Below are 13,006 nucleotides of genomic sequence, written 5' to 3'. Positions count from 1 at the left end.
TTTATCTATGGAATAAAATTAATTTCCCTTGTGGTGATGTGCAACGATGCGTTTTTTCAAGAGCACCTTTTTCTTTTAGTAAAGTTTCCCCTTTTGACTTTGCCTCGTTTTCATTTGTTGCCTCAATTGATTCATCAATTATTTTCTCCCCATTTGGTTCAAAAGCAGTTAATTTATAAATCCCCATTATAAACTCTCCCATCCAATAAATAATTAATGCACGTGTTGGTGTTGCATCTCTCTTTTTGCGGCAATGGCACGATTAGCGGTATACCCAGCCACTAATATAAAGACCGTAATAAGTGCCGCAATAATATATGTGATTGGTCCGTGTGATATATTTAAAAGTTGCAAAAGCTTTTCATCTTTCATCAACATTTCTCCGGCAGTCCATGCAAGAATCCCGGAGCCAATATATGCAATCCAACTATATCTATTCATAGCTTTAACAATCATTTTTGACCCGAAAATCATAACGGGAATGCTAATCGCAACCCCAGCAGCGATTAACCCTACGTGATTATTTGCAGCGCCTGCAAGTGCAACAACATTATCCAAGCTCATGATGGCATCGGCTAAAATGATTGTTCCTATCGCTTTCATAACACCGCTTTGAGATTTTACATGAACGTCTTCTTCTCCTCCGACAAGTACCTTAAAGGCAATCCAAAGTAATAAAAGTCCGCCGACAATTTCAACATAAGGAATTTTTAAAAGTTGCACAATAATAATGGCAAAGATAATTCGTAAAATGACAGCTCCTCCGGTTCCCCAGAAAATAGCTTTATTTTGTTGTTCTTTTGGTAGATTTCTTGTCGCCATTGCAATAACAACAGCATTGTCACCAGAAAGAATGATATCAATTGCAATAATTTTTAATAATACCAACAATGCACCCGAAGTAAATGCTAGTCCAACAGGAAAAAAGCTTTCCATTGTTAACCCCTTTCATGCCTCAAAAATATGAATCTAATAAACTATCCTATTAATATTTTATCATATAATTTATCACTTTTGATAGAAAATCGAATGTTGGTAATGAAAATGAAAAAATATTTGGAACCTTTTTCATAGGTATTCGTATTATTAATACGTATGCAATTATAAGCTTTTTTTATAAATGGGGGTAAAAAAAATTGTCACTATCTTTAAGTCATGTAACAAAAAGATTCGGGTCATTTACTGCGGTTAATGATTTATCCATTACGATTCCAGAAAAAGAAATGTTTGGCTTCTTAGGAGCAAATGGTGCTGGAAAAACAACGACCTTTCGAATGATTTTAGGATTGATGGATGCAAATGAAGGAAGTATTACTTGGAATGGAAAAAAAATAGATTATTCCACAAGTCGTTTTATCGGTTATTTACCAGAAGAAAGAGGTCTATATCCGAAGCTCAAGGTAAAAGACCAATTAGTCTATTTAGCTAGATTAAGAGGGATGAGTAAGCAGGACGCATTAACAGAATTAAAAATTTGGCTCGATCGATTTAATGTTCCGGAATACTTGGACAAAAAAGTAGAGGAATTGTCAAAGGGGAATCAGCAGAAGATTCAATTTATAGCAGCTGTTTTACATAAGCCAAAACTATTAATTCTTGATGAACCATTTAGTGGCCTTGATCCAGTGAATGTAGAAAGCTTAAAGTCTGCAGTTACGGAATTAAAGGATAATGGTTCAACGATCGTTTTCTCAAGCCATCGAATGGAACATGTTGAGGAGCTATGCGAAAATTTATGTATTATGCATCATGGAAAGCCTGTTGTCCATGGGGGCTTAAAAGAAATAAAAAAATCATTCGGTAAGAAAAATATAACGATTCATGCGGATTTTGATTTAACGTTTTTAGAAAATTACCCAGGTGTAGTTAAAAGTAAAAAAACTGCAGAAGGTGTTCTGTTACAGATTAGCGATGAAGATTTGGCTCAACAGATTTTAAACGAAATCAATGGAAAAGGATTTATTCGTAAATTCGAATTAGAAGAGCCGTCTTTAAATGATATTTTCATTGAAAAGGTAGGTGCTTCTTATGAATAAATTCGGAATTATGCTAGGTCATTCCTATGTATCGAAATTAAAATCGAAATCATTTATCATTACAACGGTCATAATGCTCATCGGTGTATTGATATTGGGAAATATGAATCGAATTATCGATCTGTTTTCAGGAGGCGATACAAAAGATAAAATCGCAGTTATCGATGAATCAAACACTATTTTCGATCCTTTAAAACAACAGGTAAAAACGATTAATAAAGATATACAGTTAATTAAAGTAGATAAAAGCGAAACAGCTCTTCAAAAAGCGGTAAATAATAAGAAATATAAAGCCTATTTAATCATCTCACTTGATCAATCTAAATTACCTAAGGCGGTTTACAAGGCACCTACCTTAACGAATACAGAACTATCTGGTCAACTTACACAGGCATTACAAACGGTAAAAGCGGGTATGGCTGCGTCTCAACTGAATTTATCAGCTGATAAATTGGCCATTTTAAATAGTCCTGTTTCTTTTGAAGAAGTGAGTCTTGAAAACAATGCAAAATCTGCCGAAGAATTAGCACAAGCAAGAGGGCTTGTGTATATTCTCCTATTTGCTATTTATTTTTCTGTTATTTTTTACGCATCAATGGTTGGAATGGAAATTGCAACGGAAAAAGCATCTCGTGTCATGGAAATTCTAATATCAAGTGCGTCGCCAACACAGCAAATGTTTGCGAAAATTATTGGAGGAGCGTTGCTCGGCTTGACGCAAATGGCCTTTTTGTTAGCAGTGGCATACTTTACAATCAGGCAAAATCTAGGCGAATTGGAAGGCGGATTCTTTGATGTATTTGGTTTCTCAGATATTAAGGTTTCTACAATCGTCTATGCAATCGTCTTTTTCCTATTAGGATATTTATTGTTCGCCACATTGGCAGCATTCTTAGGTTCGTTAGTTAGTCGAATTGAAGATGCCCAACAAATGATGATGCCAATGACATTTCTTATTATGATTGGATTTTTCATTGCAATGTCGGGATTAAACAATCCAGCAGCAGGCTTCGTTACCGTAACTTCCTATATCCCATTTTTCACACCGATGATTATGTTTTTACGGGTAGGAATGCTCGATTTACCATTATGGGTAGGCTTATCTGGTGTAGTTGTACTAATTATATCCATCGCCATTATGGCCATTATCGGAGCACGTATTTATCGTGGCGGAGTTCTCATGTATGGAAAATCAAATTCATTAAAAAACATAAAAAAAGCATTGCAATTATCTAAAAATGAATAACTTATGTGAAACATCCTCAGGCTTGAGGATGTTTTTTTACTTTTATATTCACAAAAAATGTTTATAATAGATATAAGAACATATATTCGTTGGACTGGTGGTGAAATGATGAATGCAATCCGATTTATCCATACTGCAGATCTTCATTTAGATAGCCCGTTTAAAGGCTTACAATACTTACCTAAATCAATTTTTAATCGAATACAGGAAAGTACTTTTTTCTCCTTCACAAAGATAGTCGACAGCGCCATTTCTATGAATGTGGACTTTGTGCTAATATGTGGCGACCTATATGATGGTGAGGATAGAAGTATTAAAGCTCAAGCAAGGTTAAGAAAACAAATGGAAAGACTGCACATGGCGGGGATTGATGCATTTGTGCTATATGGCAATCATGATCATTTAAGCGGAAACTGGACGACGATTGAAATGCCGCCGAATGTTCATTTATTCTCTTCAGAGGTAGAAATGAAACCTTATATTTCGAAAGCTGGAGTGAAAGTACATATTTATGGTTTCAGTTATCCTGAGAGACATGTGACGGATAAGAGAATTAATGATTATGAAAAAATTGATGGAGCTGACTTTCACATCGGTATGTTGCACGGTCATTGTGAGGGTAGCAACACGGCACATCAACCATATGCACCTTTTTCTATTTCTGATTTAATAGAAAAAAAGATGGATTATTGGGCATTAGGCCATATTCATAAACAGCAATTACTCCACACAGAAAGTAAACCTTACATAATCTACCCGGGGAATATTCAAGGAAGACATAGAAAAGAATCAGGAAAAAAGGGATGTATTGCTGTGGAATTGTCTGAGTATGAAACGACATTTGAGCAGATAGAAACGGCAGATATTATTTGGGAGAATCTCATGCTTGATGCAACATCAATTAAAACTTTTTCTGATTTATATGGACTTTGTAAAAAGGAAATTGAAAATCTGCGCCTCCCTGCACAAGGAATACTTTTGCAATTAGAAATTATGAATATTGATGGATTAGAAAATGGTGTCCTAGATAAAATCCGAAATGGAGAATTACTAGAGGTTTTGCAAGATGGTGAAGAGTATGAGGAATCCTTTGTATGGACGTATCGTGTAGATTATTTGAGTAATGAGTTAGTAACAGAAGTTGAATCCGCTTTTAAACAGGAATTGGAAATAACCATATCTGAATTAAATGGTAAGGAAGTTTTTGATGAAGCTACAGCCGATTTATTCGGCCATATTCTTAGCAGCAGATATTTGGATATTCTTTCAGAAGAGGAAAAAAAAGAGTTAGTCGCCGAAGCCGAACAAATGGTTTATGAACTTTTACAATCAAACACCTAGGCTAGTTTCGAAATGCTTTTTTCTAAAAAATTGTTGCTTTAAACTTTAAACACCAAATAATATTGAAAACGCAGAGTGGATTGGAGCGGAAGGCACTTGACTCCTGCGGGATTAGCTGGATAGATGAGACCCCACAGGAGCGAAGCGACGAGGAGGCTCATCGCAGAACCGCAAAAAAAGCAAGTGCCTGCAACGGAAAGGAACGGACATTGATTATTCCTAAAACCACAAACTTTACGAAAACAGCCAACTCATAAAGGGGGGATAAGTATTGAAAATTAATGAAGTACATATTTATGGATTTGGAAAGCTTTCCAATGTAAAGCTGAATTTTTCTTCTACAATACAAGTTATATATGGTGTTAATGAAGCTGGCAAATCTACATTAATGGCTTTTATACACGGAATCTTATTTGGCTTTCCAACAAAGCAACAATCAGAAATACGTTATGAACCAAAGATGGGAACGAAATATGGCGGATACATAACGATTGAAAGTAATTCTGGTGAGGTATGGATTGAGAGAGTAAAAGGAAAAGCTACAGGATATGTTACTGTAAGACTTGAGGATGGAACCCAAGGTGGGGAAGAGTTACTTAAAGATTTATTAAAAAACATGGATAAAGCGTTGTTTAAAAGTATTTTTTCTTTCAATATTCATGGGATTCAAGGAGTCAGCCAATTAAAGGGAGAAGACATCGGAACATACCTGATCGCAGCGGGTACAATTGGGACAGATGCAATAGTTAAATCGGAACAGAAGCTTCAAAAAGAACTCGATCGATTATTCAAGCCAAGTGGGCGGAAACCAGAATTAAACGAAATGCTTCAAACAATAAAAGATCAAGAGAAAGAACTGAAAAAAAGCATGCAATATAATCAAACATACGAAAAATTGCAGCTTGATTATCAACATCTCGTTCAAGATATAAGTGAACTAAAAGGGAAAATATCAGCGTCCCAAGCAGATATTCAAAGATTAGAGCAATTAAAGCGAGATTGGGGATTGTTACAAGAGCGGAAAGATATTTTACAGAGTTTGAACAATATTGGTGATATCACATTTCCAATTGATGGGCTAAAAAGAATGGAAAAGTTGGAAGATCAACTTCAAGTAGCAGCAAATCAATTATACGTTATAGATGTAAGAAAAGGTGAGTATGAGAAAGAATTAACAAGATTGCTCCCTAATAAATTGATTGCAGAGCACGAAGAAAACATTCAATTATTGATTGAAAAATGGCCCCAAATAATTAAATGGCAAGAGGAAATTATTAGGCGTGAAGAAGAAATTACTAAGTGGAATGAGCAAATAGCCGTAATAAAAAGGGAACTTCATATTCACGACATGAGTAATCTTTCTTTTCTCGATTTAAGTATTGATATGAAAGAACGTATTCGAACGGTTACTAAAGACTATTATTATTTAAAATCTTCGCAAATAGAATTAGACAAACAATTAGAAAATGAAAATAGACGGTTTCAAGAACTTGAGAATCAGTGTGTAAATCTAGAGTCCGCCCTTTTAAATGAAGATGAATATCGCGAATTATCGGAAAGTCAACAAAAATATATAAGTCTCCAAAATGATTATAAGCATCTTCAAGATCAGGTGAAGTTTATTAACCTGTCAAAAGGATCGAAACAAAAAGATAATTACCTTCCAACTATTCTTTTTTATTTATTATTTATAGGATTTTTTGTATGGAGCGTTACAACACATCAATTTGTATATATGACTGGTGCATTAATTGGTATCATAATCCTCAGTTTCTCTAGTTGGATCAATCACAAAAAGATGAGCGAACATAACATGAACCAAGAAAATCATGTATTAGTAAAAGCGGAAAAGATTTTAGCGGAAATGAATCAAATTGGTGATAAGGGTACGTTATATGATGAACAACAAAAGCTGCGACAACGATGGAAAGGGCTTGTTCTCGAAATCGAAAATCAGCAGATTCGCTGCCAAGAAAAGGAACAGAACATAACTGTTTGGAAAAGGAATTGGAAGATGGCCGAGGAGGCGTTGGGAAGGATAAAAGAACAACTTGGCTTACAAAAGGATTTCTCTCCGGAGAATCTTTCAGATGCGTTTGAATTACTAAATGAACTAGCAATACTTGATAATCAGTTAAACCGTTCAGAATCACAAAAATCAGAATTACTTAACAAAGTTGCTAATTGGGAATGTGAATTAAAGAACCAACTAAGTAGCCTTCAGTTCGATGGACTATCAAATGAAGAAGGAATTATCCGACTCAAAAATAGTTTATTAAAAGAAAGGGAAAATAAACTTATTTATCGAGAAATAATTAATAAAAATGAAGATGTGGAAAACGAGTATTTAAAATGGAAAAATGAATACATTGCTATTGAAACGGCAATTAATAATCTTTTACATGAAGTAGAAGTGGAGAACACCGAAGACTTTCGAAGACGTGGAAAAGAATATGAAGAATATCAATCTTTGCAAGCAAATCTAAAAATGATAAATAAAAAAATCAATATTGAAAATATGAATATGGTAAATCAATTTGCTTATTTGAATGATCTTGAGGAAAAGTTGTTAATCAATGAAAATAGTTTAAAATCGAATAATGAAAAACTAGAACTCCTTCATAAACGTTTAGCTGAAGTAAAGTATGAAATCGAACAGTTGGAGGAGGGAGGTACCTTTACAGAAAAATTGCACGAGTTCTATCGGTCGAAATCAATATTTAATGATAAAGCAAAGGAATGGGCAAAAATAGCTCTAGCAAAGAAGATCATTCATCGGACGATGGAGAGAATGAAAAATGAACGCTTTCCAAAGGTATTGGAAAAGGCGGAAGAATTTCTTAGCTATCTGACAGATGGTGAATATATTCGTCTTCTCTTTACACCAACAGGGAGGTTCTTGGTTGAAAGGGTTGATCAATTATCCTTTGAACCCGATGAATTAAGTCAAGCAACGGCTGAACAAGTGTATGTTTCGTTGCGATTAGCACTTGTGGAAGTATTACAAGATGAATATCCATTTCCGCTGATCATAGATGATGGTTTTGTTAACTTTGATAACGAACGTACAAAACGAATTGTACAACTTTTATTAGAAAGAAGCCAAAACACGCAAATAATATATTTTACCTGTCATCAACATATATTGCAGTTATTTCCTCAAAAAAATATATTCGTGCTTAATGAGGAATATCGATATTCCATGTTAAAATAAGACACATGATATACTAAAAATATATGAAATAACTAAAATGAGTAATTTCTTCTGTTACTATTCAGTGTACGGTTGTAGAAACGATAAAGAAAATGGGGGATAACGATAATGACAAAAGGACTTTTGCAATTTGATGTTGGAGAACAAATCGAGCTTTTTCTACTAATAAAAAATAGTATTAAAGGAATTGCCAGTAATGGGAAGCCATTTTTATCGTTAAACTTACAAGATAAAACTGGAGATATAGAAGCGAAGCTTTGGGATGTATCAGAATCGGATGCACAAACCTATAAGGCTGAAACGATCGTAAAGGTGGCGGGGGATATTCAGAATTATCGAGGCCGCTTACAATTACGGATTCGTCAAATTCGTCCCGCAACGGATCAGGATGGTGTTTCTATTTCGGAATTTCTCGAGACAGCACCCGTGAGCCAAGATGAAATGATGAGCAAGATTACACAATATATTTTTGAAATGAAGAACCCAAATATCCAAAGAATCACTAGACATTTATTAAAAAAGTTTAATAGTGATTTCCTCGTATACCCGGCAGCTACCAAAAACCACCATGAATTTGTATCCGGGTTGGCTTACCATGTCGTATCAATGCTAGATTTGGCCAAAGCTATTACTAGTCTTTATCCTTCCTTGGATCGTGATTTACTTTATGCCGGAATTATTCTTCACGATTTAGGAAAGGTAACAGAATTATCAGGTCCAATTTCCACGTCTTATACGGTAGAGGGAAATTTATTAGGACACATAACAATTATGGTAAATGAAATTGGTAAAGCGGCAGATGAATTAGGCATTCATGGTGAAGAGGTAATGGTATTGAAACATCTAGTTTTGAGTCACCACGGAAAACCCGAATGGGGAAGTGCAAAACCACCGATGATTAAGGAAGCAGAAATTCTTCATTATATTGATAATCTTGATGCGAAAATGAACATGATGGACCGAGCACTTCGCCAAGTAAAACCAGGTGAATTCTCCGAGCGAGTCTTCGCTTTGGAAAATCGTTCATTCTATAAACCAAGTTTTCATAATTAAATATTTAACACGTATGTGAGTTTTATCTCCGTACGTGTTTTTTTTGTGATTTCTCGATAATTTAGTCATTTTGATCATACTTTTTACATACATTGTAAAAAAGGGACAATCTTGAAAAGGAGAGAAGCACATGTCATTGCCAATTTGGATTTATTTCGTCATTGCTGGAATTGCTGTTAGTGCTTTTATGGCTGTTAAAACATCGAGAGAAGACCGTAAACTTGAACAGGAATGGATTGAAAAAGAAGGGGAAGAGTATATTGAACGGATGGAAATCGAAAAAGAAAAAAGAAATAATGTAAAAGAAGTAGGTTAAATAGATATAAAGAAAAAGGGATCGCCTCTGATAATTCGGAGACGATCCCTTTTTTATTATTTTTTAGATGTAGAATCTGTCGTATTAGCATTTAATACGTTATCAAATGATTTTTTCAAATCTTTGTCTTTAATATCTAATTTTGCATCCTTAATTTCTTTCTTCATAATCTCAGCGATTTTTGATTGATCTACTTTAGATGCTTTAATTTTTTCTTTGATTTCTTTTTTCATTTTATTATCAAGTGGTGCTTTATCTTTTTCACCGGTTTTCTTAATAATGTGATAACCGAATTGAGTCTTTACAGGTTCACTGACTTCATTTACCTTTAATTTATATGCTGCAGCTTCAAAAGTTGGGTCCATTTTGCCAGTATTAAACCAACCAAGGTCTCCGCCTTTTTGAGCAGTTCCATCAGTAGAATATTTCTTTGCTAAATCCTCAAACTTCTCACCTTTTTTAAGTTTAGCCTCAACTTCATTTGCTGTTTTCTCATCAGCTACAAGAATGTGACTTGCCTTAATATCAGGTTTAATATTATTTGCATAATAATCTTTTATATCTTTATCAGTAATTTTCAAATCTTTCGTTGCAGCTTTTTCCTGCATAAGTCCAACTTTAATTGTATTTCTGAAATCTTTTTCGTTAGCGTAACCATATTGTTGAAGTGCAGATTCAAATTGATCACCAAGTTGTTTTTTCGCTTGATCTACTTGTTTATCAACTTCTTTATCTGAAACCTTGTATTTATCAGAAAGAACTTTTTCAAATACAAGTTGTTGTACAACCTGATCGCCAATTTTATCCTTCATTGCTTCATACAGTTCGTCCTTTGTTACATTTCCAGCTTTTGTTTTTACAACTACATCTCCACTGTTGCCACATGCAGCTAGTCCTAAAACACCCGCTGCTAATGAAAGGGATAATACCCATTTTTTCATCAATTAACAACTCCCTGTCTAATTAATCGTCCAATAAAAACTTACAAAACTTACTATACCATAAATTTTATCCGAAAAGAAACATAATAACGGAAGACTTATGGTATTTTTACGGAATTCTCATCAAATTTTAACTTTCGATTATAAGTGTGAAATCACTTATGAAAATCTAGGCATTTGCTCTAGTCAACATTAGTCGTTTGTACATAGGATATATTGAAAAGAAAAAAAGGAGGTATTTAAAATGGGATTTGCTTATGGAGGCGGATTTGCCTTAATCGTTGTATTGTTCATTCTTTTGGTGATTGTAGGTGCAGCATTTATTTGTTAAATTAGACAGTCCAGATTAACATCGAAACTAAAAATGAATAGAATATATTATTTCTGTTAGGGAGGTGACTATTATGGGTGGTGCAGCATACGGAAGCGGATTTGCGTTACTTGTTGTATTATTTATATTGCTCATTATAATCGGTGCATCTTGGATATATTAGTGGAAAAAAATCAGGTTCGAGGCGAACCTGATTTTTATTATTATTCACAAGCTAAACTGCGTACTGTTTTGAATTAGGTAAATGTACACAAATGATTGTACGTGAAAATATGGTAAATAACTTTGCAAGAGTCAGGGATCGACTTAGTTATTTATATGAACAATAGAGAATTTACGAATATTTACTTGAGGGTAGCCATTTAAAGTATTATAATAATAGTATAAAAAATCATTGGTGTTTGGTAATTACAAGTTGCCTTAATATCATGTTTTTTATTTATTACGTGATGAGATGGATCGCTGGCAGATAATACTGCTTTGTAATTAGCCCATCATAAAATAGACTGTGTATAGTTGTACACATTTTATTTTATGATGGGCTTTTAGTTTTTTTTAAAGTGAACATACGAGTACTTTATAAAAATATAATTTAAAGGTGGGGACCGTATGCAACCAGTGGTAATGAAAAGAAGGATTCTAAAGTTTTTAAACGAACATATTAAAGACGCTGAGGATATTATTGTTACGGAATTTCCCGTTACGGTAAAAGTTAATGAACAAGAATTGGTTACAATGGTTTGCACACCGGAGTACATTGAGGATATGGTTATCGGTTACTTAGCTTCCGAAGGAATTATGCGGAGATACGAAGATATCAAGGAAATTTGGGTTCAAGAAATAGAAGGATATGTACATGTGAAAATAGATAAATTGAATCCTTATTTTCAAAATCTGCAGAATAAACGTTATATAACATCCTGTTGTGGAATGAGCAGGCAAGGTTTCGTCTTCGCTAACGATGCCCTAACCGCTAAGAAAATGAATGAAATCCGAGTGAAAATTTCTCCAGATGACTGCCTTCGTTTGATGAATAGTTTACAGGACACAGCTACTACTTTCCGAGACACAGGGGGAGTTCATAATGCTGCCCTATGTGATGTAAATGGTTTTAAGCTAAGTCGGATGGACATTGGAAGACATAATGCCTTGGATAAAATATACGGATATTGTTTGAGAAATAACATCCCGATTGGAAATAAAATCATTGTTTTTAGCGGACGCATATCTTCGGAAATTTTATTGAAAGTTGCAAAAATCGGTTGTGAGATTGTTCTTTCAAAATCCGCTCCTACTGAATTAGCGCTGGAACTGGCAGAAAATCTAGGGATTACAACAGTAGGTTTTATAAGGAATCAATCTTTTAATATTTACACATGTCCGGAACGAATTCAAAAACGGTAAGAAATAAAAGAAATTTAATATTATTGATATCTACTAGTAAAGGAAGAGGGAAATATGGAAAATATTATACTGGATAAATTACAACGCCCTTTGAGAGATCTTCGTTTATCTGTGACTGATCGTTGTAATTTTCGTTGTCGTTATTGCATGCCGGAAGAAATATTTGGTCCGGGATATCCTTTTTTATCCTCCGATAAAATTCTGTCTTTTGATGAAATGGAACGGTTAGCACGAATATTTGCTGCCTTAGGCACCAAAAAGATACGTATTACTGGAGGTGAACCACTGTTACGCAAGGATCTTCCTGAATTAATTCGTCGGTTAAAGGAAATTAAAGAAGTGGAGGATATTGGCATTACGACGAATGGGTCTCTTTTAAAAAAATTTTCACCCGCGTTGTTTAACGCCGGGTTAAGAAGAGTGACGGTTAGCCTTGATTCTCTAGATGACCAACGCTTCAACCAATTAAATGGAAATAAAAGCAATGTGGCAAGGGTGTTAGAAGGCATTGAGGCGGCATCTAATGTGGGATTAAAAGTTAAAGTAAATATGGTTGTTCAAAAAGGGAAAAACGATCAAGATATCATACCTATGGCAAAATATTTTAAAGAACAGAAACATACTCTCCGCTTTATCGAATACATGGATGTGGGAAATTCAAATGGTTGGAGAATGGAAGAAGTCATGACTAAACAAGAGATTTTAGATCTAATTGAAAAAATCATGCCACTTGAACAAATTAAGCCAAATTATGTGGGAGAGGTAGCCACTAGGTACCGTTATATTGGTAGTGACCAAGAAATTGGGATTATTTCTTCTGTAACCGATTCTTTTTGTTCAACTTGTTCAAGGGCACGAGTGTCTGCTGAAGGTAAATTATATACTTGTTTATTTTCCTCAAAAGGCTTTGATCTTCGGCATTTACTACGCTCTGGGGAATCAGATGACGCAATTACTAAGAAAATCACCGATATTTGGAACCATCGTGGTGACCGTTATTCCGATGAAAGAGCAAATGGTCATTCAAACAACCGAACAAAAGTGGAAATGTCACATATTGGCGGTTAAAACAAAGGTTAATTCATGGCTAACTTTATAAGGTCCGGTAATATTGTGTTAGGAAG

General features: G+C 34.5%; 13 protein-coding genes. 10 read left to right on the top strand and 3 right to left on the bottom strand.

All coding sequences use genetic code 11. The features are described 5' to 3' along the window. Position 1: 1 nt before the first annotated feature. The gene (locus I5776_RS14710) at positions 2-187 is read right to left on the bottom strand and encodes a YhzD family protein (protein WP_202777134.1); all 186 of its coding nucleotides are present in this window, start codon (positions 185-187) and stop codon (positions 2-4) included. Positions 188-213: 26 nt separating this feature from the next. Further along, positions 214-936: a TerC family protein gene (locus I5776_RS14705; RefSeq protein ID WP_202777133.1), complete on the bottom strand. Its 723-nt coding sequence runs from the start codon at positions 934-936 to the stop codon at positions 214-216. 200 nt (positions 937-1,136) lie between these two features. On the opposite strand from I5776_RS14705, the gene I5776_RS14700 reads away from it, so the two are divergent. The 6 genes from I5776_RS14700 (at position 1,137) to I5776_RS14675 (ending at position 9,206) form a co-directional block, all read left to right on the top strand. Continuing rightward, the gene (locus I5776_RS14700) at positions 1,137-2,036 is read left to right on the top strand and encodes an ABC transporter ATP-binding protein (protein WP_202777132.1); all 900 of its coding nucleotides are present in this window, start codon (positions 1,137-1,139) and stop codon (positions 2,034-2,036) included. After that, the gene (locus I5776_RS14695) at positions 2,029-3,282 is read left to right on the top strand and encodes an ABC transporter permease (RefSeq protein WP_202777131.1); all 1,254 of its coding nucleotides are present in this window, start codon (positions 2,029-2,031) and stop codon (positions 3,280-3,282) included. The genes I5776_RS14700 and I5776_RS14695 overlap by 8 nt, the downstream gene beginning before the upstream one ends. A 57-nt stretch (positions 3,283-3,339) precedes the next feature. Beyond that, complete coding sequence (locus tag I5776_RS14690; protein ID WP_246483799.1) at positions 3,340-4,623, top strand: metallophosphoesterase family protein; 1,284 nt, start codon at positions 3,340-3,342, stop codon at positions 4,621-4,623. A gap of 271 nt (positions 4,624-4,894) precedes the next feature. Beyond that, positions 4,895-7,837 carry an ATP-binding protein gene (locus I5776_RS14685; RefSeq protein ID WP_202777130.1) on the top strand — a complete coding sequence of 981 codons (2,943 nt, stop codon included), beginning with the start codon at positions 4,895-4,897 and terminating at the stop codon, positions 7,835-7,837. Between the two features lie 108 nt (positions 7,838-7,945). After that, complete coding sequence (gene yhaM / locus I5776_RS14680; protein WP_202777129.1) at positions 7,946-8,890, top strand: 3'-5' exoribonuclease YhaM; 945 nt, start codon at positions 7,946-7,948, stop codon at positions 8,888-8,890. Between the two features lie 130 nt (positions 8,891-9,020). Continuing rightward, a complete protein-coding gene (locus tag I5776_RS14675) occupies positions 9,021-9,206 on the top strand; it encodes a sporulation YhaL family protein (RefSeq protein ID WP_202777128.1) in 186 nt (61 codons plus the stop codon). A 56-nt stretch (positions 9,207-9,262) separates the two neighbouring features. On the opposite strand, the gene I5776_RS14670 is transcribed toward I5776_RS14675, so the two are convergent. Next, complete coding sequence (locus tag I5776_RS14670) at positions 9,263-10,147, bottom strand: peptidylprolyl isomerase (protein ID WP_202777127.1); 885 nt, start codon at positions 10,145-10,147, stop codon at positions 9,263-9,265. A 244-nt stretch (positions 10,148-10,391) separates the two neighbouring features. Here I5776_RS14670 and I5776_RS14665 point away from each other — a divergent pair, with 244 nt between their 5' ends. The 4 genes from I5776_RS14665 (at position 10,392) to moaA (ending at position 12,950) form a co-directional block, all read left to right on the top strand. Continuing rightward, entirely contained in the window at positions 10,392-10,478 is an 87-nt protein-coding gene (locus tag I5776_RS14665) for a YjcZ family sporulation protein (protein WP_058004738.1), read from the top strand. Positions 10,479-10,551: 73 nt separating this feature from the next. Next, a complete protein-coding gene (locus I5776_RS14660; protein WP_078110109.1) occupies positions 10,552-10,641 on the top strand; it encodes a YjcZ family sporulation protein in 90 nt (29 codons plus the stop codon). A 461-nt stretch (positions 10,642-11,102) separates the two neighbouring features. Next, positions 11,103-11,882, top strand: coding sequence for a formate dehydrogenase accessory sulfurtransferase FdhD (fdhD, locus tag I5776_RS14655; RefSeq protein ID WP_425490386.1), 780 nt, complete (start codon positions 11,103-11,105; stop codon positions 11,880-11,882). 54 nt (positions 11,883-11,936) lie between these two features. Then, complete coding sequence (moaA, locus tag I5776_RS14650) at positions 11,937-12,950, top strand: GTP 3',8-cyclase MoaA (RefSeq protein WP_202777125.1); 1,014 nt, start codon at positions 11,937-11,939, stop codon at positions 12,948-12,950. Positions 12,951-13,006: the final 56 nt, after the last annotated feature.

Origin of the sequence: Heyndrickxia vini (assembly GCF_016772275.1) — a bacterium.
Classification (GTDB): domain Bacteria; phylum Bacillota; class Bacilli; order Bacillales; family Bacillaceae_C; genus Heyndrickxia; species Heyndrickxia vini.
The sequence above is the reverse complement of the archived record's forward strand: the minus strand, read 5'-3'. Positions and strand labels throughout refer to the sequence as shown.

Excerpts from the sequence above, each read along its gene's own strand:
- I5776_RS14660 (WP_078110109.1), top strand. The coding sequence starts at position 10,552 with ATGGGTGGTGCAGCATACGGAAGCGGATTTGCGTTACTTGTTGTATTA.
- I5776_RS14695 (WP_202777131.1), top strand. The coding sequence starts at position 2,029 with ATGAATAAATTCGGAATTATGCTAGGTCATTCCTATGTATCGAAATTA.
- fdhD (WP_425490386.1), top strand. The coding sequence starts at position 11,103 with ATGAAAAGAAGGATTCTAAAGTTTTTAAACGAACATATTAAAGACGCT.
- I5776_RS14690 (WP_246483799.1), top strand. The coding sequence starts at position 3,340 with ATGTTTATAATAGATATAAGAACATATATTCGTTGGACTGGTGGTGAA.
- yhaM (WP_202777129.1), top strand. The coding sequence starts at position 7,946 with ATGACAAAAGGACTTTTGCAATTTGATGTTGGAGAACAAATCGAGCTT.
- moaA (WP_202777125.1), top strand. The coding sequence starts at position 11,937 with ATGGAAAATATTATACTGGATAAATTACAACGCCCTTTGAGAGATCTT.
- I5776_RS14705 (WP_202777133.1), bottom strand. The coding sequence starts at position 936 with ATGGAAAGCTTTTTTCCTGTTGGACTAGCATTTACTTCGGGTGCATTG.
- I5776_RS14710 (WP_202777134.1), bottom strand. The coding sequence starts at position 187 with ATGGGGATTTATAAATTAACTGCTTTTGAACCAAATGGGGAGAAAATA.
- I5776_RS14670 (WP_202777127.1), bottom strand. The coding sequence starts at position 10,147 with ATGAAAAAATGGGTATTATCCCTTTCATTAGCAGCGGGTGTTTTAGGA.
- I5776_RS14675 (WP_202777128.1), top strand. The coding sequence starts at position 9,021 with ATGTCATTGCCAATTTGGATTTATTTCGTCATTGCTGGAATTGCTGTT.
- I5776_RS14665 (WP_058004738.1), top strand. The coding sequence starts at position 10,392 with ATGGGATTTGCTTATGGAGGCGGATTTGCCTTAATCGTTGTATTGTTC.